Annotated in this window: 19 protein-coding genes, 1 tRNA gene and 1 pseudogene; 11 read left to right on the top strand and 10 right to left on the bottom strand. The window is 66.2% G+C overall.

The window, feature by feature from the left end:
* Positions 1-13: 13 nt before the first annotated feature.
* Together OVA06_RS02600 and OVA06_RS02595 are read right to left on the bottom strand one after the other, a co-directional pair.
* Positions 14-547, bottom strand: coding sequence for a RidA family protein (locus tag OVA06_RS02600; RefSeq protein ID WP_268156084.1), 534 nt, complete (start codon positions 545-547; stop codon positions 14-16).
* Position 548: 1 nt separating this feature from the next.
* Positions 549-704 (bottom strand): DUF4177 domain-containing protein, encoded by a 156-nt coding sequence (locus tag OVA06_RS02595; protein WP_011693223.1) that lies wholly within the window; start codon positions 702-704, stop codon positions 549-551.
* 37 nt (positions 705-741) lie between these two features.
* Between OVA06_RS02595 and OVA06_RS02590 the strand changes: the two genes are divergently transcribed.
* From OVA06_RS02590 to OVA06_RS02570, 5 genes are all read left to right on the top strand, one after another.
* Positions 742-3,048 (top strand): transglycosylase domain-containing protein, encoded by a 2,307-nt coding sequence (locus tag OVA06_RS02590; protein ID WP_268156082.1) that lies wholly within the window; start codon positions 742-744, stop codon positions 3,046-3,048.
* Positions 3,049-3,054: 6 nt separating this feature from the next.
* Positions 3,055-3,999, top strand: coding sequence for a metallophosphoesterase (locus OVA06_RS02585; protein WP_268156080.1), 945 nt, complete (start codon positions 3,055-3,057; stop codon positions 3,997-3,999).
* 192 nt (positions 4,000-4,191) lie between these two features.
* Positions 4,192-6,000 carry an ABC transporter ATP-binding protein gene (locus tag OVA06_RS02580; RefSeq protein WP_268156078.1) on the top strand — a complete coding sequence of 603 codons (1,809 nt, stop codon included), beginning with the start codon at positions 4,192-4,194 and terminating at the stop codon, positions 5,998-6,000.
* Positions 5,997-7,823 carry an ABC transporter ATP-binding protein gene (locus OVA06_RS02575; protein WP_268156076.1) on the top strand — a complete coding sequence of 609 codons (1,827 nt, stop codon included), beginning with the start codon at positions 5,997-5,999 and terminating at the stop codon, positions 7,821-7,823. Before OVA06_RS02580 ends, OVA06_RS02575 begins: the two co-directional genes overlap by 4 nt.
* Positions 7,824-7,892: 69 nt before the next feature.
* Positions 7,893-7,969: transfer RNA gene (locus tag OVA06_RS02570), tRNA-Pro, on the top strand.
* A gap of 163 nt (positions 7,970-8,132) precedes the next feature.
* Here the strand turns inward: OVA06_RS02570 and OVA06_RS02565 are convergent.
* A complete protein-coding gene (locus OVA06_RS02565; RefSeq protein ID WP_056078631.1) occupies positions 8,133-8,357 on the bottom strand; it encodes a hypothetical protein in 225 nt (74 codons plus the stop codon).
* Positions 8,358-8,490: 133 nt separating this feature from the next.
* On the opposite strand from OVA06_RS02565, the gene OVA06_RS02560 reads away from it, so the two are divergent.
* Positions 8,491-9,756, top strand: a complete 1,266-nt coding sequence (locus tag OVA06_RS02560; RefSeq protein ID WP_268156072.1) for a helix-turn-helix domain-containing protein — start codon at positions 8,491-8,493, stop codon at positions 9,754-9,756.
* A 41-nt stretch (positions 9,757-9,797) separates the two neighbouring features.
* Here the strand turns inward: OVA06_RS02560 and OVA06_RS02555 are convergent, their stop codons facing one another.
* Both OVA06_RS02555 and purD read right to left on the bottom strand, forming a co-directional pair.
* The gene (locus OVA06_RS02555) at positions 9,798-10,739 is read right to left on the bottom strand and encodes a phosphoribosylaminoimidazolesuccinocarboxamide synthase (protein WP_268156070.1); all 942 of its coding nucleotides are present in this window, start codon (positions 10,737-10,739) and stop codon (positions 9,798-9,800) included.
* A gap of 1 nt (position 10,740) precedes the next feature.
* Positions 10,741-12,057 carry a phosphoribosylamine--glycine ligase gene (gene purD, locus OVA06_RS02550; protein ID WP_268160595.1) on the bottom strand — a complete coding sequence of 439 codons (1,317 nt, stop codon included), beginning with the start codon at positions 12,055-12,057 and terminating at the stop codon, positions 10,741-10,743.
* 96 nt (positions 12,058-12,153) lie between these two features.
* Between purD and OVA06_RS02545 the strand changes: the two genes are divergently transcribed.
* The 3 genes and pseudogenes from OVA06_RS02545 to OVA06_RS02535 all read left to right on the top strand — a co-directional run bounded on the left by OVA06_RS02545 (position 12,154) and on the right by OVA06_RS02535 (position 15,228).
* Entirely contained in the window at positions 12,154-13,740 is a 1,587-nt protein-coding gene (locus OVA06_RS02545) for a molybdopterin-dependent oxidoreductase (RefSeq protein WP_268156068.1), read from the top strand.
* Positions 13,741-13,787: 47 nt separating this feature from the next.
* A pseudogene (locus OVA06_RS02540) lies at positions 13,788-14,805 on the top strand (asparaginase).
* A gap of 45 nt (positions 14,806-14,850) precedes the next feature.
* Positions 14,851-15,228 (top strand): sterol carrier family protein, encoded by a 378-nt coding sequence (locus tag OVA06_RS02535; protein ID WP_268156066.1) that lies wholly within the window; start codon positions 14,851-14,853, stop codon positions 15,226-15,228.
* 141 nt (positions 15,229-15,369) lie between these two features.
* On the opposite strand, the gene OVA06_RS02530 is transcribed toward OVA06_RS02535, so the two are convergent.
* The 4 genes from OVA06_RS02530 to OVA06_RS02515 all read right to left on the bottom strand — a co-directional run bounded on the left by OVA06_RS02530 (position 15,370) and on the right by OVA06_RS02515 (position 18,847).
* The gene (locus tag OVA06_RS02530) at positions 15,370-15,621 is read right to left on the bottom strand and encodes a hypothetical protein (RefSeq protein WP_268156064.1); all 252 of its coding nucleotides are present in this window, start codon (positions 15,619-15,621) and stop codon (positions 15,370-15,372) included.
* Between the two features lie 28 nt (positions 15,622-15,649).
* Positions 15,650-16,411, bottom strand: coding sequence for an SDR family oxidoreductase (locus OVA06_RS02525; RefSeq protein ID WP_268156062.1), 762 nt, complete (start codon positions 16,409-16,411; stop codon positions 15,650-15,652).
* A 44-nt stretch (positions 16,412-16,455) separates the two neighbouring features.
* Positions 16,456-17,214 carry an aspartate/glutamate racemase family protein gene (locus OVA06_RS02520; protein ID WP_261620333.1) on the bottom strand — a complete coding sequence of 253 codons (759 nt, stop codon included), beginning with the start codon at positions 17,212-17,214 and terminating at the stop codon, positions 16,456-16,458.
* A 64-nt stretch (positions 17,215-17,278) separates the two neighbouring features.
* The gene (locus OVA06_RS02515; RefSeq protein ID WP_268156059.1) at positions 17,279-18,847 is read right to left on the bottom strand and encodes an NCS1 family nucleobase:cation symporter-1; all 1,569 of its coding nucleotides are present in this window, start codon (positions 18,845-18,847) and stop codon (positions 17,279-17,281) included.
* Between the two features lie 330 nt (positions 18,848-19,177).
* On the opposite strand from OVA06_RS02515, the gene aceE reads away from it, so the two are divergent.
* Both aceE and nboR read left to right on the top strand, forming a co-directional pair.
* Complete coding sequence (aceE, locus tag OVA06_RS02510) at positions 19,178-21,943, top strand: pyruvate dehydrogenase (acetyl-transferring), homodimeric type (protein WP_268156057.1); 2,766 nt, start codon at positions 19,178-19,180, stop codon at positions 21,941-21,943.
* A 77-nt stretch (positions 21,944-22,020) separates the two neighbouring features.
* The gene (nboR, locus tag OVA06_RS02505; protein ID WP_268156055.1) at positions 22,021-22,656 is read left to right on the top strand and encodes a nicotine blue oxidoreductase; all 636 of its coding nucleotides are present in this window, start codon (positions 22,021-22,023) and stop codon (positions 22,654-22,656) included.
* Here the strand turns inward: nboR and OVA06_RS02500 are convergent.
* Complete coding sequence (locus tag OVA06_RS02500) at positions 22,645-23,286, bottom strand: uracil-DNA glycosylase (protein WP_268156053.1); 642 nt, start codon at positions 23,284-23,286, stop codon at positions 22,645-22,647. The genes nboR and OVA06_RS02500 overlap by 12 nt on opposite strands.
* Positions 23,287-23,307: the final 21 nt, after the last annotated feature.

Here is a 23,307-nt window from a genome sequence, read left to right as displayed (position 1 = left end):
GAAAGGACCGGTCCTAGCTGAATTCGGCGATCAGTTCGACTTCCACCGGGGAGTCGAGGGGAAGGACGGCAACGCCGACGGCGGAACGGGCGTGCTGGCCGGCGTCGCCGAGGACGCGGCCCAACAGTTCCGAGGCACCATTGATCACGGCGGGCTGGCCGGTGAAGGAGGGGTCCGAGGAGACGAATCCCACAACCTTGACGATCCGAGTGATCCGGTCAAGGTCGCCGATGACGCTCTTGACGGCAGCGAGGGCGTTGACCGCGCACACTGCGGCGTACTTCTGGGCGTCTTCGGGGGACACCGTAGGCTCGTCGGCGAACGCTTCAGCGCCGGCGGCCACCTTGCCCGTAGCTTCGAGTTTGCCGTTAATAAAGGGCAGCTGGCCGGAGGTGTAAACGTGGTTGCCTGAGATCACGGCGGGAACGTAGGAGGCCACGGGGGCGGCAACCTCGGGGAGCGTCAGTCCGAGCTCGGCCAGGCGCTGCTCGACAGCTGAAACAGGGGCTGATTCCGCACCGGCGCGGGCTTCTGCGGGGGTGCTCATGCTACTGCTTCTCCCTCTTGAGGTAGGCAACCAGTCCGTTTCCGTCAGGTCCTGTGACGACCTGGACGAGCTCCCAGCCGTCCTCTCCCCACTGGTCCAGGATCTGCTTCGTGGCGTGAATAATGAGCGGAATCGTCGCGTACTCCCATTTGGTCATGAGAGAAAGACTAGTCCTTGCCGGTAAAGTGGAAAACATGGCAACTCGTAAGAACCCCTTATTCGACACTGCCACCACCCTCGGAAAGATCCTCATTTTCCTTGGCGTGAGTGCTGTCTGCGGTGTCCTGGTGGCCGGCCTTTTGGTGCCGGCGGCAGCCGTATCGGGCAGCGCAGCGAGCGGTTCGATCGAGTTCTTCGACACCCTCCCTGCAGAACTGAAGGTCGATCCGCCCAACCAGACCACCAGGATCCTGGCCGCGGACGGCAGCGAGATTGCCAGCGTCTACACGGAAAACCGCACCAAGGTTGCCCTGGACCAGATCTCCCCGTTCATGAAGGAAGCTGTCATCGCCGTCGAGGACAGCCGTTTCTATGAGCACGGTGGCGTGGACACCACCGGCATCCTGCGTGCCTTGGCCGCCACCGCCCGCGGCAACAAGCAGGGCGCATCCACCATCACCCAGCAGTACGTGAACAACGTGCTGAACGCCAACCTCGCTGCCGAAGGCAACGAGGACCAGATCAAGCTCAATGGCGTTAACAAGGGCGTGGGCGACAAGCTCCGCGAGATGAAGCTGGCCATCGCCCTCGAAAAGGAGTTCAGTAAGGACCAGATCCTTGAGGGCTACCTCAACATCGTCTTCTTCAACCGCGACGCGTACGGCATTGAAGCCGCCTCGCGGTACTTCTTCAGCACCTCCGCCAAGGACCTGACGCTACCCCAGGCGGCGCTCCTGGCCGGCCTGGTGAACAGCCCCTCAGCTTTCGATCCCATCACCAACCCGGAGAGCTCCAAGCAGCGCCGCGACCTGGTGCTTGGCCTGATGCTGAACCAGGGCAAGATCACCAAGGAAGAACACGACGCCGCAGTGGCCACCCCGGTGGAGCCCAAGGTGACCCAGCCCAAGCAGGGTTGTGCGTACGCGTCCTCCGCCCCGTACTTCTGCGACTACGTCCTGCACCTGCTGGAGAACAATCCGGCGTACGGTGCCGAGCGTGAAGAGCGCCAGCGCCTGATCTACGGCGGCGGCCTCACCATCACCACCACGCTTGACCCGAAGGCCCAAGCTGTTGCCCAGGACCAGGTCAACGCGTCCGCGGGCGCCAACCCGGACAAGTGGGGCGCCGCGCTGGTGTCCGTCCAGCCGAACTCGGGCAAGATCATTTCGATGGCCCAGAACACCACGTTCCTGCCGAACCAGGGGTTCGATTCGCAGCTGAACTTCAACGTGGACCAAATGGACAAGGACGGCAACGACCTCAACGGCATCGGTGGTTTCCAGCCCGGTTCCACCATGAAGCCGTTCACGTTCGCGGAGTGGCTCAATGAGGGCAAGTCCATGAACACGGTGGTCAACGCCGCCCAGCGGGTGTACCCGTTGAGCTTCCCGTGGCGGAACTCCTGCGGCAAGGTCACCGGCGGCTACAGTACCGCGCAGAAGAACGCGGGCCTTGGCACCGCCGATGACCTGCAGAACGCCGAGCCGCAGTGGTACAGGAACCTCTCCGTCCTGGAAGGCCTCTACAACTCCATCAACACGGTCACGTTCGCTTCGGCCGCCCAGCTGGACTTCTGCGGCATCCAGAAGGTGGTCGACGCCGTGGGACTGCACAGCGGCCTGCCGTCGGCAGACGGCTCGGATCCGAACCCGAAGATCGACATGAACCTGCTGGGCAACCTGCTGGGTTCCACCCAGACGTCGCCGCTGACCATGGCCAGCGCGTTCGCCACGTTCGCCAACGACGGCAAGTACTGCGAGGCCATTGCCATCACGTCCGTCACGGACGCCACGGGCAAACAGCTCCCTGCGCAGTCCACCAACTGCCGTGATGCCATCAAGCCCGAGGTTGCCCGGGGCGTGAACTACGCCCTGCAGGAAGTCCTGAACCGCGGTTCCGGTTCGCTGATCCAGCCCCGGATCTCCACCCGCACCAGCTTCCCCATCGGCGCCAAGACGGGTACGTCCAACAACAACGGCTCCACCTGGGTAGTTGGCCACACCACCGGCCTTGCCACCGCCACGTGGTTCGGTGACGCTTTGGGCGCCCAGGGTCGTCCGGGCCAGAACATCACCGTCAACGGCAAGTTCTACCAGGGCATTGACGGGTACATGATTGCCGGGCCGATGTTCTCGAGCTACATGTCCCAGATCGCCCCGGGCTACGGCACCGATCCGTTCCCGGCACCGCCGAGCAACCTGGTGAACGGCACCACCCGGAGCACCACTCCGGCGGCCCCGCAGGCCACCCAGGCTCCCCAAGCACCGTCCGCCCCGGCAGCAAGCCAGCCGGCTCCCCAGCCGAGCAACAACGGCAACGGTAATGGCAACGGGAAAGACTAGCCGGCCATGACCATGGACACGTTGGTAGGCCGCGCCCGGGCAATCGGGCGCGGCTTTGCCGTAACCGCAGGAGCAGGGACGGCGGCCGGGCTGGCCGCCTTCGGGTACGGCCTGTGGGAAAAGAACCAGTTCGTCCTGCGTGAAGAGACGCTGCCCATCCTTCCCCCGGGCAGGGACCCGTTCCGCATCCTGCACCTCAGCGATATCCACTTCGTTCCGGGCCAGGACAAGAAAGCTGCCTGGCTCCGGTCGCTGGCGGAACTCCGGCCGGACCTCGTGGTGAACACCGGCGACAACCTCAGCCACATCAAGGCTGTGGATCCCCTCCTGGCTGCCCTCAAGCCGCTGATGGAATTCCCGGGCGTCTTCGTCCCGGGTTCGAACGACTACTTCGCACCCACCCTGAAAAACCCTGCGTCCTACCTGATGGGCCCGTCCAAGGCCAAGCCCAAGCCGGTGGCCCTTGACTGGCCGCGGCTGCGCTCCGGCTTCGGAATGGGCGGCTGGGTGGATCTGACCAACCGGAACCAGTCACTGGTCCTGAACGGCATGCGCTTCGATTTCTCCGGCGTCGACGATCCCCACCTGAACCGGGAACGCTACGCCGGCTGGCCCCGCGGGACCCGGAACCAGGACGCCAAGGACCACCTCCGGGTGGCCGTTATCCACGCGCCCTACCAGCGGGTGCTGGACCACTTCACGGGCGAGGGCGCGGACCTGTTGCTGGCCGGCCACACGCACGGCGGGCAGCTGTGCATCCCGGGCTACGGTGCGCTGGTCTCCAACTGCGACCTTCCCACCTGGCGCGCCAAGGGCCTGAACGATTGGCAGAGCAACGGACGTACGACGCCGGTCAACGTCTCCGGCGGCATCGGCACCTCGCGCTTTGCTCCGGTCAGGATCGCCTGCCGGCCCGAGGCCGTGCTGCTGACCCTCACCTCCCCCTCCTGACCAGTTGCCCCATCAGATCGGGCACGCAAAACAGGGTTTTGGCGACTCGATCTGAAGAGGCAAGAGGGATTACGGAATGCAATAAGTCAGCAAGCTGGCTGATGTGCTCTTGATCCTGTGAATCGTCTCACGTGATGGCATAGGGTAGTTGCTACGGGAAACTACATTCGTTTTAGAGCTTTAGAAGCGGGCATGGCGAAGCAAACTCCATTTTTCAGGTCAATCAGCCGTCTCTACCCCCATGTCCGGCCCATCATCCCCCGGCTGCTGCTCGGGCTCCTCTGCGCATTGATGGCAAGTATCGTTGCCCTCACCATCCCGCAGGTCCTGCGGGTGCTGGTCAACGAATCACTGAAGCCCGGCGGCGCATCCGATGCTGTGTGGATCTCGGCCGGCGTCATCCTGGTGCTCGGCGTGGCAGAGGCGGGCCTGGTGGCGTTGCGCCGCCAGTTCGTCATCAACCCCGCCACCACCGTGGAAACCCGGATGCGGGTGTCCCTCTACGACCACCTGCAGGACCTCACCGTATCGTTCCACGATCGGTGGGGTTCCGGGCAGCTTCTGTCCCGTGCAATGACGGACCTGAACTTCCTCCGCCGCTGGATGGCCTTCGGCGCCATCATGCTGGTGGTCACCACCCTGACGGTCATCATCGGCATCGTGGCCATGTTCTCCATGAGCTGGCAGCTGGCCCTGATCTTCCTGGCGGCCGCCGTTCCCATCACCATCAACAGCTTCCGGTTCCGCACCCGGTTCAGCAAGGTTGCCCGGCGCAGCCAGGACCAGGCCGGCGACCTCGCAACCACCGTGGAGGAGTCCGTTCACGGCATCCGCGTCCTGAAGGCCTTCGGGCGCAGCCGGGAGGCGCTGGAGAACTTCAATGAGCAGGCGGAGGAACTCCGTCAGACCGAGATCGAAAAGGCCCGCCACCAGGCGACCTTCACCATGGTGGTCACCCTGCTCCCCGAGCTCGCCCTGGGCGCCGGCCTGGTGGTGGGCGTCATGCTCTGCGCCAGCGGCCAGCTCAGCATCGGTTCGCTGGTTGCCTTCTTTGCCACGGCAGCGGTCATCGCCTCCCCAGTGGAGTTCTCCGGGATGCTGCTGGCCATGGCACTCACGGCCAAGACCGCTATCGACCGCCACTACGAGGTGATGGACACGCAGAACACCATCACCAGCCCGCCCCAGCCCCGCACCCCCGCCACGCTTGCCGGGACGCTGCGCTTCAACAACGCCTCCTTCGCATTCGAGGACGCCCCGGACAAACCCATCCTGAAGAACATCAACCTTGAGGTGCGGCCGGGCGAAACCATGGCGCTGGTGGGCATCACCGGCAGCGGCAAGAGCGCCCTGATCCAGCTGGTCCCCCGCCTGTACGACGTCAGCGACGGTTCCATCACCATCGACGGCGTGGACCTGAAGGAGTTCGACGTCGGAGAGCTTCGGCGGGTAGTGGGCGTCGCCTTCGAGGACACCACGCTCTTCTCCAATTCAGTCCGGGACAACGTGCTGCTGGGCGCCCGGGACAGGACGGACGACGCACTCGAGGAGGCACTGGACGTTGCCCAGGCGCACTTCGCGCACTCCCTGCCCGAGGGCGTGGACACCCTCATTGGCGAGGAAGGGCTCAGCCTCTCCGGCGGGCAGCGCCAGCGGATTGCGTTGGCCCGTGCCATCGCCGCCCGGCCCCGCGTCCTGGTGCTCGATGACCCCCTCTCCGCGCTGGACGTGCACACCGAGGAACTCGTGGAGGCGCGGCTGCGGGAAGTCCTGAAGGACACCACCACGCTGATCGTGGCGCACCGCCCCTCCACCGTGGCACTGGCGGACCGGGTGGCCCTGCTGGAGGACGGCCGGATCGCCGCCGTTGGAACACACACCGAGCTGCTGGCAGGCAACGCCCACTACCGCTACGTCATCGCCAGCCTGGACCAGGAGCCGCGGGACCTGGACTCCGAACTGTCGGAGCTTGAGGACCAGGCTGAGGAAGTGACCCGATGAGCACAGCAACGTTCGGTACCGCCAACGAAGACAACGCCCACCTCAGCAAGAGTGACAGCCGGGCAGTACGGCGGCGCTCGCTCGCCCTGCTGAGCTCACTCATCCGCCCGGTCCGGGTACGGTTCTGGCTGACCATCGCCATGGTGGTCCTCTCCCAGGCCGCCCGGGTGGCAGGCCCGGCGCTGATAGCCTTCGGCATAGACCGCGCACTGCCCGCCCTGCAGGCTGGAGACAACTTGCCCTTGGTGTTCACCGGCGTCGCGTACCTGCTGGCAGCGGTGGCGACGGCGGGACTCACCGCCCTGTATGTCACCTCCACGGCGCGGCTCAGCCAGGCGATGCTGCTGGACCTGCGGGTGCGCGTGTTCCGGCACACCCAGCGGCTCAGCCTGGAGTTCCACGAGAAGTACACCTCCGGCAGGATCATCGCCCGGCAGACCTCCGACCTCGAGGCGCTCCGCGAACTCCTGGATTCGGGCGTCAGCTCGCTGGCCTCAGGGCTGCTGTTCATGGTGTTCACCGCGGTGACGGTCTTCGCCCTGGACTGGCGCAGTGGCCTGCTGGTCTTGGCAGCCGGCGTGCCGATGTTCTTCCTGGCCCGCTGGTACCAGAAGCACTCGCAGATCGCCTTCCGGGAGTCCCGGGTGGTGTCCGCCCGGCTGATCGTGCATTTCGTGGAAACCATGACCGGCATCCGCGCCGTCAAGGCCTTCCGTAAGGAGCGCGAGAACGCGGAGACCTACGGGCAGCTCGCCGAGGACTACCGGAAGGTGACGGTCCGTTCCATCAACCTCAACGGCATCTTCCAGCCTGGCCTGGTGCTGATCGGCAATGTGTGCGTGGCGGTGGTGCTGCTGTTCGGCGGCTTCCGGGTCCTCTCCGGGGACCTCGCCGTCGGCGTCCTGCTGGCCCTGATCCTTTCCACCAAACGCTTCTTCCAGCCCGTAGACCAGATGGCCATGTTCTACAACTCGTTCCAAAGCGCGCAGGCGGCCCTTGAGAAGGTCTCCGGCCTGCTGGAGGAAGTCCCCACCGTGCGGCCGCCGAAGAATCCGGTGGCCCTGGAAAACGCCCGCGGCGGGATCGACTTCAACGGCGTGGAGTTCCGCTACGGCTCCGGCCCGCTGGTGGTCCCCCGGCTGGACCTGCACGTCCCCGCCGGGCAAACCGTGGCCCTGGTGGGCCAGACCGGCGCCGGAAAGTCCACACTGGCCAAACTGATCGCCCGCTTCTACGACGTCACGTCAGGGACCCTGACCCTGGATGGGGTGGACCTGCGGGACCTCAGCAGCACGGACCTGCGCCGCAACATCGTCATGGTCACCCAGGAGGCCTTCCTGTTCAGCGGCTCGGTGGCGGACAACATTGCCCTGGGCCGTCCGGAGGCGTCGCGGGACGAAATCGAGGACGCCGCCAAGGCCGTGGGTGCCCACAACTTCATCCTGCAGCTGCCGGAAGGCTATGACACGGACGTCAACAAGCGCGGCGGCCGGGTCTCCTCGGGCCAGCGGCAGCTGATCAGTTTCGCCCGCGCGTTCCTGGCCCGCCCGGCGGTGCTGATCCTGGACGAAGCCACCTCGTCCCTGGACATCCCCTCCGAGCGGCTGGTGCAGAGCGGGCTGGCACGGCTCCTGGCAGGCAGCGATTCCGCCGGCAGGACAGCGCTGATCATCGCCCACCGGCTGTCCACCGTGGAAACCGCGGACAGGGTGCTGGTGGTCCATGACGGCCGCATCGTCGAGGACGGCAGCCCGGCCGAGCTCATCGGCGGCGGCGGACGTTTCGCGGACCTGCATGGGGCGTGGAAGGACTCGCTGGTCTGAAGTTCCCCACGATTTCGCATCGGGACCCAGCATCGGCTATTCTTGTAAAGTTGCTTTTGGGCAACGGATCGGGATGTAGCGCAGCTTGGTAGCGCGCTTCGTTCGGGACGAAGAGGTCGCAGGTTCAAATCCTGTCATCCCGACCACACTGAAAGAGGGTCTCCTTGCGGAGGCCCTCTTTTGCTTTACCCGCCCCGTTGCCCCGGCGGTGAAGACGCCCCCGCACGGGGGCCGGGCACGGGCGGTTAAAGGAAACAGCCCCGGAGCAGTGCTCCGGGGCTGTCCTCGCCTCCTGGGTTGAGGAAGCTGTTACATCGGGTCCGGCCAGTTGCCAACGTACGTGGTGTACGTGGTACCGGAGGTGTCCTTCTTGGTGTCCTTGACCTTCTTGGACATCGGGTCCGGCCAGTTGCCAACGGCTACCGAAGTACCCGTGGAATCAGCAATGGAACCGGCGGACAGTACGGCCGGAGCTGCAGCAGAAAAAGCAAGGGCACCGGCCAGCGCAGCCGCTGTTGCGATCTTCTTCAACATAAATAGGTTCCTCAATACGAGTCGGATTCGTTACAAAGCCAGCACTGTCCTTGTTGACATACATTGTAAAATGTTTTCCACAGGGACTGTCAAGCATTTGGTGGAAAGACTGTCCGGAAGAGGAGGAAACGCCGTGGGCAACGGATTCGGGGAGAAGCTCCGTGCGGAGCGTCTCGAACGGGGGCTGACGCAGGCTGAACTGGGCAAGGACCTGTATTCACCCAGCTACATCTCACTGCTGGAAACCGGCCGGAGGGAACCCACGGCCGAGGTTATCGAGGAACTGGCGCGCAGGCTGGAGCTGGCACCCAAGGCACTGGAAGCCTGGAGCCAGCCCATCTCGGTCAGCGACGCCGAATACGTCCTGGCCGGGCTGTACGCCCGGCAGGCCTGGGACCTGCGGGACTATCCGCTGGCCGCCAGCCACGCCGCCACGGCCGCGCAGATCGCGCTGGACGGCAGGAACACCAGCGCCTGGTGGAACATGACCTACATGCAGGCAGAATGCCTGATCAAGCAGGGCAACTGGCAGGAGTGCCAGCGCATCATGCAGCACCTGCTGGAACACCCCATGGCCAAGGAATCGGCAGGGCTCGCTGTGCGCGCCCGCCAGATGCTGGCCGGCATATGCCAGGGCCAGGGCCAGCTGGGCGCCGCGGTGGACCATGCCCTGGAGGCCGTCAACCTCTGCTCCCAGCTGCCCAAGGGCTCCACGCTGATCATCGGCGCCCACCGTGCCCTCATCGGCGCCCTGGCCGAAAGCGGCCGACTGGACGAGGCCTGGAAGTACTGCCAGGACATGAACGAAAATGTGGACGAGCACTCCATGTCGCAACTGGCCGGCGAGGTTGCCTGGGTGATCGGCAACGTGGCCTTCATGCGCCACGACTACCAGGAGGGCATCAAACACCACGAGCGCGCAGCCCGGCTGCTCTCCCCCGCGAATGACATCGAACTGTGGGCACGGTTCAACAAAGCCTCCGCCGCGGTGCGGCTCTCCTCGGGGATTGTGGAACCGGAAACCCTGTCATCCATCGAGCGCGCCGAGCTGGCCCTGTCCATCGTGGGCGGCAACAAGTCGGACCAGCTGGAGGTTGCCTTCATCCGCGCCCGGTGGCTGTACCTGACCGGGGACATTGTGGCCGCCGTCGAAAAGCTCCGCGAAATCCATGGCGAACGGGCCTCACTGGCCAAGCACACGGCAGGCGAGGTTTCGCTGCTGCTGGGCAAGTCCCTGAAGGCCGCCGGTGAGTCGGAGGAGGCCCTGATCCACCTCCAGGAAGCCCAGAAGGCATTCAGTGCGGCAGGCGCGGCGGACCGCGTCCAGCAGGCACTGGACGCGGTCCTGGAGATCAAGCTGGCCCAGAGGCGGGCCGCCAACGCCGCGAAGGCCAGCTAGCCCAGCAGCACTCCGCCGGCAGGGGCAGCAGGGGCACCCTGTCAGGCGAAGGTCTTGCCCGTGATCTTCTCGTACGCCTCGACGTACCGGTTGCGGGTGCGCTCCACCACTTCGGCCGGCAGCGCCGGCGGCGGCGTATCCGAGGCCCGGTCCCACCCTGATTCGGCGGATGTCAGCCAGTCCCGGACGTACTGCTTGTCGTAGGACGGCTGCGCCTGCCCTGGCTGGTAGGTTCCGGCGTCCCAGAAGCGGGAGGAATCCGGCGTCAGCACTTCATCACCCAGCGTGATGGAACCGGAGACGGCGTCATAGCCAAATTCCACCTTGGTGTCGGCCAGGATGATGCCACGCTCGCGGGCAACCTTTTCCGCGGTGGTGTAGATCTGCAGCGTCAGCTCGCTGAGCCGGGCAGCGATGTCGTCCCCCACCAGCGCCACCACGGCGTCATAGGTGATGTTTTCGTCATGCTCGCCCACAGCGGCCTTCGCCGACGGCGTGAAGATGGCGTGCTCCAGCCGGGAACCGTCCACCAGCCCGTCCGGCAGCGGAATGTTGCAGACGGTGCCGGACGCCCGGTATTCCAGCAGCCCGGAACCGGTGAGGTAGCCGCGGGCGATGCACTCCACCGGGAACATGTCCAGCTTCTTGCAGATCATGGCCCTGCCCTCGACCTCGGCAGGGACGCCTTCTTCGACAGTGGAGCCCAGGACGTGGTGCTCCACGCCCAGCTGGTCGAACCACCACAGGCTCAGCTGGGTGAGGATGCGGCCCTTGTCCGGGATTTCGCTGGAAAGCACATGGTCGTAGGCACTGATCCGGTCGCTGGCCACCACCAGCACGCAGTCCTGGCCCACGCGCTCCTTGACGGACTCGTCGGCGGGCTCATACAGGTCGCGGACCTTGCCGGAGTAGACGTGGGTCCAGCCCGGCAGGTCCAGGGTGCCGGCGCTGCTGAAGCCGCGGGATGCGGGAGTTTCGCTCATGCTAGGCCTTCGCTTTCGTGATGGGCAGCGCACCCGTGGCGGCGTACGGCACCTTGATTTCGCCGCGGGCGGCCTTGCGGCCGATGTCACTGCGGAACTGTCCGCCGTCAAGCTGGACCAGCTCCACGCCGTCGTATGCGCGTTCGCGCGCCTCCACCAGGTCACTTCCCAGTGCGACCACCGCCAGGACACGGCCGCCGGCGGACACTGCCTTGCCGTCGTCGTCCAGGGCCGTACCGGCGTGGATGACGTGCACGCCGTCCAATGCCTCGGCCTTCTTCAGGCCGCGGATCCGGTCTCCGGTGCGCGGAGTGTCCGGATAGTTTTCGGACGCGACGACGACGGCGACGGCGGTGTCCTTGGACCAGCGCAGCTCTTCCGCGGTCTCCAGTTCGCCCTTGGCGGCGGAGAGCAGCAGGGAGCCGAGCGGCGTCTTGAGCCTTGCGAGGACGGCCTGGGTCTCGGGGTCGCCGAAGCGGACGTTGAATTCGATGACCCGCGTGCCGCGGGAGGTCAGGGCCAGGCCGACGAACAGGACCCCGACAAAAGGCGTGCCGCGGCGGGCCATTTCGTTGACGGTGGGCTGGGCCACCCTGTCGATGACTTCCTGGACGAGCCCTTCGGGAGCCCACTCAAGCGGGGTGTAGGCGCCCATGCCGCCGGTGTTGGGGCCTTCGTCATTGTCGAAGATGCGCTTGAAGTCCTGGGCGGGTGAAAGTGCCACGGTGTTGTGTCCGTCGCAGAGGACAAAAAGGGACACCTCGGGTCCGTCGAGGAATTCCTCGATCACCACCGACCCGCCGGCGTCAAAGCAGGACTGGGCGTGGGCCAGGGCCTCCTCGCGGTTGCGTGTGACCACCACGCCCTTGCCGGCGGCGAGGCCGTCGTCCTTGACGACGTACGGGGCGCCGAAGGTGTCCAGCGCGGACGCGGCCTCTTCGGCGTTGGTGGCCACCAGGGCCATGGCCGTGGGCACACCTGCCTCGGCCATGATCTCCTTGGCGAACGCCTTGGACGCTTCCAGCTGCGCGGCGGCCTTGCTGGGGCCGAACACGGGAATGCCTGCCTCACGGACAGCATCGGACACGCCTGCGGCCAGCGGGGCTTCGGGGCCCACCACCACGAGGTCAACGGCCAGCTTGGTGGCCAGCTTCGCGACGGCGTCGGGATCGTTGCCGTTGATCTTGTATGTGGGGACCAGCTTGCTGATGCCGGCGTTACCGGGCGCTGCATGGACCTCGGACACGTTGGGGTCGGCGAGCAGGGAGCGGACAATGGCGTGTTCGCGGCCTCCGGGGCCGATGACGAGTACCTTCACAGTCTCCAAGCGTACTTTGTGGACCCTGCCCGCTCCTAAGCTGTGTCCTTGCCGTCCGCTGCCATCCGCGGGGCTGTCCCGCTCCGAACACCTGCCATGACAACGCTACGGAACCGCCTTACTGGACCCGCTCCCCTGGCTGCGCTGGCAGGTGTGGTGGCTGCCGCCGTCGTACTGGCCGTCGCGGAGCTGCTCGGCGCGTTCTTCACCGCCCGCGCCACACCGCTCTTTGCGCTGGGCTCCACGTTCATTGATTTCACGCCGGGATGGCTGAAGGATTTTGCCATCGCCACGTTCGGCACCAATGACAAGGCGGCCCTGTTCGTGGGCATGGGCCTGACCATCACCGTCCTGGCGTGCGTCCTGGGTGTCGTGGCGTACCGCAAATGGGCGCTGGGCGTCCTGGGCGTCCTGTTCATGGGCGCAGTGATCGTGGCGTGCGTGGTGACGCGGGCGGGTGTTTCGGCCGTTGATGCCATCCCCGCGGTCCTCGGGACCCTCGCGGGCGTGGCGGTGCTCCGTTTCCTGGTGACCCGGGCGCAGGCCCCGAAGGCCTGGCCCGAAGCGCCGGCAGACCTGGCGGACGACGCCGATGCACGTGTGGGGAGCGAAGGCAGCAGCCGCCGGAGGTTCTTCGCCGCGGCCGGGATCACCGCCGTGGCGGCCGGCGTCGCAGCCACGGGCGGCCGGTTCCTCGGTGCCGCCCGCAGCAACATCGCCAAGGCCCGCGAAGCGCTCCAGCTCCCCACACCAGCCACGGCCGCCCCACCCATTCCCGCCGGCGTCCAGTCACCCGTGGACGGTGCCCCGCCGTGGGTGACCCCCAACAACGACTTCTACCGCATCGATACTGCCTTGAGCGTTCCCGAGATCAACGCCGACGACTGGGAGCTGCGGGTCCACGGCCTGGTGGAGGAAGAGGTGCGCCTGACGTTCCAGGACCTGCTCGATGCCGACCTGATCGAATCGCACGTGACGCTTACCTGCGTCTCGAACCCGGTGGGCGGCAACTTGGCGGGCAACGCGAAGTGGCTGGGACTGCCGCTCCGGGAGGTGCTGAAGCGGGCAAAGCCCAAGGACGGAGCTGACATGGTCCTCTCCACCTCCATCGACGGTTTCAGCGCCTCCACGCCCCTGGAAGTACTGCAGGACGGCCGCGACGCCATGCTGGCCATCGGCATGAACGGCGAGCCGCTTCCGCTGGAGCACGGTTACCCGGTGCGGATGGTGGTCCCGGGCCTGTACGGCTTCGTCTCCGCCACCAAGTGGGTGGTGGACCTGGAAGTCACCCGGTTCGCGGACAGCAAGGCATATTGGACAGAGCGCGGCTGGTCCGAACGCGGCCCCATCAAGACCATGGCGCGGGTTGATGTGCCCAAGTCCTTCGCCAAGGTCCCCGCCGGGAAGGTTGCGGTGGGCGGCACCGCGTGGGCCCAGACCCGGGGCATCACCAAAGTGGAAATCCAGATCGACAACGCGGATTGGGTGGAGGCCACCCTGTCCACCGAGGCATCACTGGTGACCTGGCGGCAGTGGTCCTACGAATGGGACGCTACGCCGGGTCCCCACTACATCAAGGTCCGCGCCACTGACGGCACGGGCGAGGTGCAGACCGAGCAGCGTGCGGACCCCGTCCCGGACGGCGCCTCGGGCTGGCAGTCCGTGATGGTCACGGTGGAGTGACGCCGCGTCGGCCAGTGCCGCCCGGGGGTTCCCCCTAGACTGGCAGCATGCCGCACAATCCCCACGCCACCTTTACCGTGGACTCCGCCGTCGAACTGGCCGTGATCGAGCGCAGCGGATTCGTGGAGTCCCGGCATATCGGCTCTGCTGTCCTCCTCGCCGCTGACGGATCCGTGGTGACGGAGCTGGGCGACATCAACACTCCTATCTACGCACGGTCGGCCCTCAAGCCGTTCCAGGCCCTGGCCGCCATGCAGTCCGGCGTCCCGCTGCGGGGCGCCCAGGTGGCCGTTGCCTGCGGCAGCCACACTGGCTCCCTGGACCATATGGACGTGGTGGCGGGAATGCTGAAGGCGGCCGGGGTGCGCGAGGACCAGTTGCAGTGCCCCGAAGCGTGGCCACAGGACGAAACCGCGCGGAACTGGCTGGTCCGCTCCGAGAAGGGCAAATCCAGGCTGGCCTTCAACTGCTCCGGCAAGCACGCCGCGTTCCTCTGGGCCTGCACCGAAAACGGCTGGGACACGCACAGCTACCTGGAGCCGAACCACCCGCTGCAGCAGCGCGTGCGGAGTGTCATCGAGGAATACACCGGCGAGAAAATCGCGCACCTGGGCATCGACGGCTGCGGCGCACCGGTGGCGGCCCTGTCCCTCAAGGGCCTGGCCCGGGGGTACTCCCTCCTGGCCAAGGCCCCCGGCGACCAGAGCTCCAACGCCCGCGCTGCCACGATTGCCACGTCCATGCTCGATTACCCGTGGGCGGTGCAAGGCCAGGGCGAGGCGAACACCTTGGTGATGGATGAGCTGGAGGTCATTGCCAAGATCGGTGCCGAGGGCGTCCTCGCCATGGGCCACCCCGCAGGGTGTCTCGGTGGCTGTCAAGATCCTCGACGGGAACCTCCGCGCCACCTCCCTGGTGGCGCTGACGCTGCTGGCCGCTGCAGGCGCCGTGGAAATCCCTGGGGTGGCCAGCGTCCTCGAAAAGGTGGTGGAACCCGTGCTGGGCGGCGGCCGCCCGGTGGGCAGGATCCGTCTGGGCCCCGCGGTTTCGGCGCTCCTGGACTGACCGAACCGCACTGATCGAACCACCACCGGAACTAAGGATGGAACCATGGCAACCGCCCGCCGCCGCGTCGACGTGAAGGAAGGCAAAGCGGCCCTGGACGCGTGGCTGGAAGCGGCCCGGTCGCCGTCGGACGCTCCCCTCCCGCGGACCGTCCTGGCCACTGCGGTGCGCTACGCCCTGGAGGAAGTCACCGCCCGCGCGCCGGGCAACTCCGTGGAGGTCCGGGTGCCGCCCTTTGGCGTCACCCAGTGCGTGGAAGGGCCGCGGCACACCCGCGGCACACCGCCGAACGTCATTGAGTGCGACGCCGCCACCTGGCTTGCGATGGCCACCGGCGGGCTCGCCTGGGCGGACGCTGTCGAGGCGGGCAAGGTGGCCGCGTCAGGGCTCCGCGCGGACCTCTCCGGACTCCTGCCCCTCTAGGGTCACGCTGGCCGACGGTTTCGCTGGCGCACTGGCGGGATGGGGCACCGAATTCTGCAAGCGGGAGGACAGTGCCGCCACGGCCGCGAAGGCAAACGCCCCGACGGCGATCAGCAGGGACATCACCGCAACAGTGCCGTATTAGGAACTCCGGGGATCCAGGAACGGGTAGGGATACCAGCGCGGGCTGGCGCCCTTCCAGGCGTACCAGCCGGCGATGCCCAGGGTCATGAAGGCGATGATGTTGGACTCGATGGTGAAGTAGCTGAAGTAGTTTCCGGCACTGGCTCCCGGAACGTTCTGCACCAGGTGCAGGAACTGGAAGAGCACCGCCACGAACCCCAGCAGTGCGAACCAGAATCGGAAAAGAGCAAGCCCCCTGTTTGCGGTCATGTGCCGAGCATAGCCGGGCACGGGCCGGTCAGCCGCGGCCGATGAAGGGCATCCCCGCAGCAGTTACCACCACGGAGCCCACGCTGGCAGACGCCGGCATGTTGGCCATCATCAGCACCGCACGGGCCGCATCCGCCACCGGAAAGGTCGGTTCCACCCGGCGGGTCCCGTCGGCCTGCAGCGAACCGGAGCCCACGCCGATGGTGTCCATGATCTCCGTGGTGGTGTTACCGATATCGATCTGCCCGCAGGTGATCCCGAACCCACGGCCGTCCAGTTCGATGCTCTTGGTCAGGCCCGTCATGGCGTGCTTGGTCACCGTGTAGGCGACCGTCCGCGGCCGGGGCGAGTGGGCCGCGATGGACCCGTTGTTGATGATCCGGCCGCCCTGCGGTTCCTGGGCCTTCATGGCCCGCACCGCGGCCGCTGCGCACAGCATGGACCCAGTCAGGTTTACGGCCACGGTGGCGTTCCAGTCGTCCACGCTGATCTCGTCTACGCTCGCGGCGGGACCAAACACGCCGGCGTTGTTGAAAAGGACGTCCACGCGGCCCCACCTTTGCAGGGTGGCGGCGAAGAGGCGTTCGACGTCGTCAGTCCGGGAGACGTCGCACGCCACCACGAACGCGCCGGGATGGTCCGCCGCGGTTTCCTTGAGCGGAGTTTCCCGCCGCCCGGCCAGGACCACCCGGTACCCGTCGGCCAGCATCTGGCGTGACACCTCCCGCCCGATGCCGGAGCCGGCGCCGGTGACGACCGCCACCCGTCCTTCGGAGTGGGAAATGCTCACGTGTGCTCCTCGTTCTACGGTTGGTTCTTCTGCAGCTGCTTGTTCTACGGCCGTGTGTTCTGCAGCTGTGCTGCCGTTCCGGCGCTGTTCAGCGGCCAGCCTATGACGGTCTTGGGCCGGGGCGCAGCGTAGGTCCGTACCTTGGAGGTTGACAGCCGCATCCGCACCAGCGACTCCGCAATGGTGACGGCCGAGGCCACACCGTCCACCACGGGAACTCCTGCGCGCTGCCGGATCTGTTCGTCCAGCCCGGCCATCCCGCCGCAGCCCAGGACGATCACCTCCGCTTTGTCCTGGGTGACGGCCCGCATGGCCTCGCTGATGATCGCCTCCACTGCCCGCTCCGGTTCTTCTTCCAGTTCCAGCACCGCCATGCCGCTCGCCCGGACCGAGGCGCACCGGGCGTCCAGGCCGGCGAGCTTGAGCCGGTCCTCGATGAGCGGGACGGCACGGTCCAGGGTGGTCACCACGGAGTATTTGTGGCCCAGGAACATGGCCGTGCTGGCCGCGGCCTCGGTAATGTCCACCACCGGGACGTCCAGGAGTTCCTGCAGCCCTTCCCGCCCGTGCTCGCCGTAGCCGGCCTGGACTACCGCATCAAACGGCTCCGGGTAGGACGTCACGGCGTCCATGACGGCGATGGCCGCCAGGTAGCTTTCGAAGTTCCCCTCACAGGAATCGGCGCCGAAGCGGGGCGTGATGCCCACAATCTCCGTGCCCGGTGCGGCAACCGCACGGGCAGAGGCGGCGATGGATTCGGTCATGGACTCTGTGGTGTTGACGTTGGCAACGAGGATGCGCATGGTTGTTCCTTTGCGGGGCTGCGGCGGTAGGCGCTGGTGGTTGAACGACGCGGGCAGGCGCTGGTCAGTGGGTGCTGGCGACGGCGATGGACTCGCCGTCGCGGTCTTCCAGCCGTTGCGTCCGGTCGGAAACGAAGTAGTACACCACTGCCGCGATGCTGGCCGCGAAGAACCAGGCGAAGGGGGCCACGGCGGCCAGCGCCGGAACGAAGGCGATGCACAGGGCCACGACGGCGGCCGGCACCATGGCAGTGATGGCCCGCGGGTTGACGCCGTTGCGGTAGAAGTAGGCGCCGTCGGGTGAAGCGGTGTAGAGCTCGGGGACGTTGACCTTGCCGCGGCGGATCAGCCAGTAGTCGGCCATGACCACGCCGAACAGCGGGCCAAGCAGCGCTCCGAGGCCGCCCAGGAAGTAGAGGATGACCAGGGGGTTGTTGTAGAGGTTCCAGGGCAGGATCACCAGGCCGATGACGGCGCTGACGACGGCGGCCCGGCGGAAGTTGAGCCGCTTGGGGAACAGGTTGGTCAGGGCGTACACGGGGGCAACGAAGTTGGCCATCAGGTTGACCGCGATGGTGAGGATCAGCAGGGCCAGGCAGGCCAGCACCAGGAAGAGTGTGTTCGGGATGGTCTGGACGATGTCCGACGGGCTCTGGATGATGGTGCCGTTGATCTTGAACTGGCCGCCGGCCATGACCACCACGATGGCGCCGAAGAGCAGCATGTTGATGGGGATGCCCCAGAAGTTGCCCCGCACCACGGCGTTCTTGGAGACGGCGGACCGGGTGAAGTCGCAGAAGTTCAGCACGAACGTGCCGTAGATGGATACCCAGAGGGCTCCGCCGGCGAAGATGGTCCGCCACATGTCCAGCCCTTCAAGGGCGTTGTTCGATGACCAGGCAATGGACCCGCCCGCTTCCATGAAGATCCAGATGGCCATGGCTGCCATGGTGGCCAGGATAACGGGACCGGCGAAGGCTTCGTACTTGCGGATCATCTCCATGCCGAAGCTCACGATGACCAGCTGCACCACCCACAGGACCAGGAATGCGGCCCAGCCAAGGGTGGACAGCCCCAGGATGGAGTCTTTGTCCAGGTCCGCCAGTCCGGGGAACATGGCCACGAGCATCACGCGGAACACGACGGAGGCGAGGTAGGTCTGGATGCCGAACCAGGCCACCGCGACGGCGCCGCGGAGGAGGCTGGCGATCTGGGCTCCCCTGATGCCGAAGCTGATCCGGCTCATCACCGGGAAGGGAACGCCGGTCTTGACGCCCATGAAGCCCGAGAGGGTGAGCAGCCCGAACAGCAGCGCCGCTCCGATGCCCAGTGCCAGGAGGATCTGCCAGCCGCCGAGGCCGAGGGCGAACAGGCCGATGGCGAAGGCGTAGTTTCCGAGGCTGTGCACATCGTTGGCCCACAGCGTGAAGATGCTGTAGCTGGTCCAGCTGCGGCCTTCACGCTTGGTGGGGGCAAGGTCCACGTTGTAGAGGGTGGGGCTGATGCTCTTGCCTGATGCTGCGCTTGCTGCGTCGCACAGGGCGTCAACGCCAACGGCCGGATGGGTGGGAGCAACTGACGGCGTTGTCAGGTCCTGGGCCGCGTCAATGCCCGCCGAAGGAGGGGTCTTCATAAAGTGGTCTCAATTCGTTGGGGCTTCCGGGGTGGTGAGTCCGACATTGGGAGTCAGTCCTGCTGGTCCCCGTCGTTTCTGTTATTCCACTCTGCGGAATCGAGATATTGAATAGTGAAAATCAGCGTATGACCTGGGTCACGTACCGTCAAGGCAGTGCCGCCCGCCTGAACAGTCACAAACGGTTGGGAGGGCTCCCGCTGCAGACATATGCGGAAGTGGCGGGCGGCCACATTGACCCGACCCTCAACTCGCAGATAATCTCGTAATACAGAAATGTTTTCTCACAATACGAAAACATGGGCCATTCGATGATGAAAAGAGGCTCCCGTGGCTGCAGGAGAAGATACCTCCCATATCCTCAGCGGGTTGACTGACCAGCTGCCTGATCGTGATCCGGAAGAGACTGCGGAGTGGGTTGAGTCCCTGGATGCGTTGATCCGGGAACAGGGTACCGAGCGTGCCCAGTACATTATGCGGAGCCTGCTGCAGCGTGCGGGCGCGCAGAGTGTCGGGGTGCCGATGGTGACCACCACCGATTACGTGAACACGATCCCGGTGGACCAGGAAGCACCGTTCCCGGGCAACGAAGAGTACGAACGCCGGTATCGGGCGTACATGCGGTGGAACGCCGCGGTCATGGTGCACCGGGCGCAGCGGCCCGAGATCGGGGTGGGCGGGCATATCTCCACCTACGCCGGTGCCGCGACCCTCTACGAGGTCGGTTTCAACCACTTCTTCCGTGGCAAGGACGCCCCCGGCGGCGGGGACCAGGTCTTCTTCCAGGGCCATGCCTCCCCCGGCATGTACGCCCGTGCGTTCATGGAAGGGCGCCTGACCGAGGAGGACCTGGACGGGTTCCGGCAGGAAAAGTCCCGGGCCGGCCATGCCCTGTCCTCCTACCCGCACCCGCGCCTGATGCCGGACTTCTGGGAATTCCCCACCGTGTCCATGGGTATCGGCCCGATGAACGCGATCTACCAGGCCCAGTCCAACCGGTACCTGCACAACCGCGGCCTGAAAGACACCTCTGACCAGCAGGTCTGGGCGTTCCTGGGCGACGGGGAAATGGACGAGCCCGAGTCCCGCGGCCTGCTCCAGCTCGCCGCGAACGAGAACCTGGACAACCTGAACTTTGTGATCAACTGCAACCTCCAGCGCCTCGACGGGCCGGTCCGGGGCAACGGGAAGATCATGCAGGAACTCGAAGCGTTCTTCCGCGGCGCGGGCTGGAACGTGATCAAGGTCGTCTGGGGCCGGGAATGGGATGACCTCCTCACCCGGGACACCAACGGGTCCCTGGTGAAGATCATGAATGAAACCCCCGACGGGGACTACCAGACCTACAAGGCCGAATCCGGCGGGTTCGTCCGCGAGCACTTCTTCGGCAAGGACCCCGCCACCAAGGACATGGTCGCGGACCTCACCGATGACCAGATCTGGAACCTCAAACGCGGCGGCCACGACTACCGCAAGGTCTACGCAGCCTACAAAGCCGCCACCGAATTCAAGGGCAAACCCACCGTCATCCTCGCCAAAACCGTCAAAGGCTACGGACTCGGACCCAGGTTTGAGGGCCGGAATGCCACGCACCAGATGAAGAAGCTGACGGTGGAGGACCTCAAAGACTTCCGGGATTACCTCCGCATCCCCGTGTCGGATGAGCAACTGGACGCCGATCCTTACCGTCCTCCCTATTACCACCCGGGTGCCGATGCGCCCGAAATCGCCTACCTTCACGAACGCCGCAGGGCGCTCGGCGGATCGGTGCCGGAACGCCGTTCGCATCATGAGGCTGTTGAACTTCCGGAAGCGAAGACCTACGAGGTTGCCAAGCGCGGCTCCGGTAAGCAGCAGGCGGCCACCACCATGGCGTTCGTGCGCCTGCTCAAGGACCTGCTCCGCGACAAGAAGTTCGGGCACCGGATCGTGCCCATCGTGCCGGACGAATCCCGGACCTTTGGCATGGATGCGTTCTTCCCGACGGCGAAGATCTACAACCCGGGCGGCCAGAACTATCTGTCCGTGGATCGCGACCTGGTCCTGGCCTACAAGGAATCCCCCGCTGGCCAGCTCATCCACCCCGGCATCAACGAAGCCGGCGCCGTGGCAGCCTTCACCGCCGCCGGCACCGCCTACGCCACCCACGGCGTACCCCTGGTCCCGGTCTACGTGTTCTACTCCATGTTCGGCTTCCAACGCACCGGCGACGCCTTCTGGGCCGCAGCAGACCAAATGACCCGCGGCTTCATCATCGGCGCCACCGCAGGACGGACCACCCTCACCGGCGAAGGCCTCCAACACGCCGACGGCCACTCCCCCCTGCTCGCCTCCACCAACCCCGCGGTAGTCACCTACGACCCCGCCTACGGCTACGAAATGGGCCACATCATCCGCGACGGCCTCGAACGCATGTACGGGCCGGCCGCAAGCGGCGAAGGAACCGGAGCTAGCTCCGACAAAAACCTGATGTACTACCTCACGGTCTACAACGAGCCGATCGTCCAGCCGGCCGAGCCGGAAAACCTGGATGTGCAGGGTGTCCTGGGCGGCATTTACCGGGTTTCGGCGTCGGGCGTTGAGGGACCAAAGGCGCAGATCCTGGCCTCCGGCGTGTCCGTGCCCTGGGCACTCGAAGCCCAGCGCATCCTCGCCGAAGACTGGTCCGTCTCCGCCGACGTCTGGTCCGTCACCTCCTGGAACGAACTCCGACGCGACGGCCTCGCCGCCGAAGAGGAGGCCTTCCTCAACCCCGAACAACCCGCCCGGGTCCCGTTCGTCACCCAGCAGCTCGAAGGCGCCACCGGCCCCGTCGTCGCCGTCTCCGACTACATGAAAGCCGTCCCCGACCAGATCCGCCAATTCGTCCCCAACGAATACGCCACCCTCGGCGCCGACGGCTTCGGCTTCTCCGACACCCGCGCAGCAGCCCGCCGCTTCTTCAAAAACGACACCCACTCCATCGTGGTGAAGGCGCTGCAAATGCTCGCGGCCAGGGGTGACTTTGAGGCAGGCGCACCGGCCTACGCCATGGACCGGTACAAGCTCCTGGACGTCACCGCCGGGACCACCGGTGATGTGGGCGGCGACGCCTGACCTGAACAACGGATCAGCTGCGGGGCAGTTTCCGGAAGGAAGCTGCCCCGCTGCCGTCGTGTGGCTAGGGTGCAGGTATGGAAGAAGGACGCATGCAGGAACGGTGGACCACCGGCATTGTGCTGGCCGCGGGTGCCGGGACACGCCTGGGCCTGGGTCCTAAGGCGCTGCTGCCCTTCCGCGGGCGGCCGCTGGTTGAGGCCATCGCCGGAACACTGTCCGACGGCGGCTGCCGGGAAGTGGTGGTGGTCCTCGGCGCGGGCGCCGCGGACGTCGTCGCGGCGGCCCACCTGGGCCGTTGCCGGATTGCCGCCAATCCGGACTGGCAGTCCGGCATGGGCAGTTCCTTCCTGCTTGGCGAAAATGAAGCAGACCCGGCGGACCACCTGCTCGTGGCCCTCGTGGACCAGCCCGGACTCACCCCGGAAACGGTGGCGCGGCTGCTCGCCGCCCACCGCCCGGGCCGGATCACCGCCGCCTCGTACCACCGCCGGGATCTCAATGACGGCAGTCCCGTCAGCCAACTCCGGCGCGGCCATCCACTGCTCATCGACGCTTCGCTGCGGGCCGCGGTTGCCTTAACCGTGACCGGTGACGCCGGTGCACGGGGCTTCCTCCGCACTCATCCGGAACTCGTGGACGAAGTGGATTGCACTGACCAGTCCACCGGCGAGGACGTGGACACGCCGGACCAGCTGCGGCTACTGCACTAGCAGCTGCTCCAGCCCGCTCTTAAAACCTGCCCGGCCGCCATGGGCCGGGTGCCGGATCTTGGGGGCATCCTGGCCGCTCCGGAGCAGGCTGCGATGGGCCACGTTGCCCACGGCCACTATGGTGCGGACCGCGAAGAGCTCCGCCAGGGCCAACCAGAACGGGGTGCCCAGGGCCGCTTCGGACGGCCGCGGCGTGCGGTTGGTCAGCGGCTGCCCCGGCTTGTGTGGATGCCACGGGAATGCACTCCACAGCAGCGGCAGGACGCCGAGTTCGGCCAGGACTTCCCACATCACCGTAGCCGTGGGTTCCGCCGCAACCCCCGCAGCCTCGGGCGGCAGGACGTATCCCTTGCCGGGCCCGAACAGCCCAAAGCTGTTGGCCGGCCCCTCGAAGATGGTCCGGTTGGTGAAGGGCACGCCGGTAATCCGCATGCCCCGGAAGCCCGGCGCCTCGCCCACCAGCAGGACCGTTGGGCGGCGTTCCAGCATCTCCTGCAGATAAAGCTTCAGGTTGTAACGGCGCAGCGCATTTTCCGGGACGGTGTGGTCGAAGAAGTTGGTCGAGTCAGCACCAGGCTCCACGGCGGCGAGCGCGCCAATGAACGCGTCGACGCTGTCCGCGGGCCGCATGGAACTGTCCCCTGGAATCCC

Origin of the sequence: Pseudarthrobacter sp. SL88 (assembly GCF_026672455.1) — a bacterium.
Lineage (GTDB): Bacteria > Actinomycetota > Actinomycetes > Actinomycetales > Micrococcaceae > Arthrobacter.
Note: the sequence above shows the minus strand (reverse complement) of the source record. Positions and strands in the feature narration are given on the sequence as shown.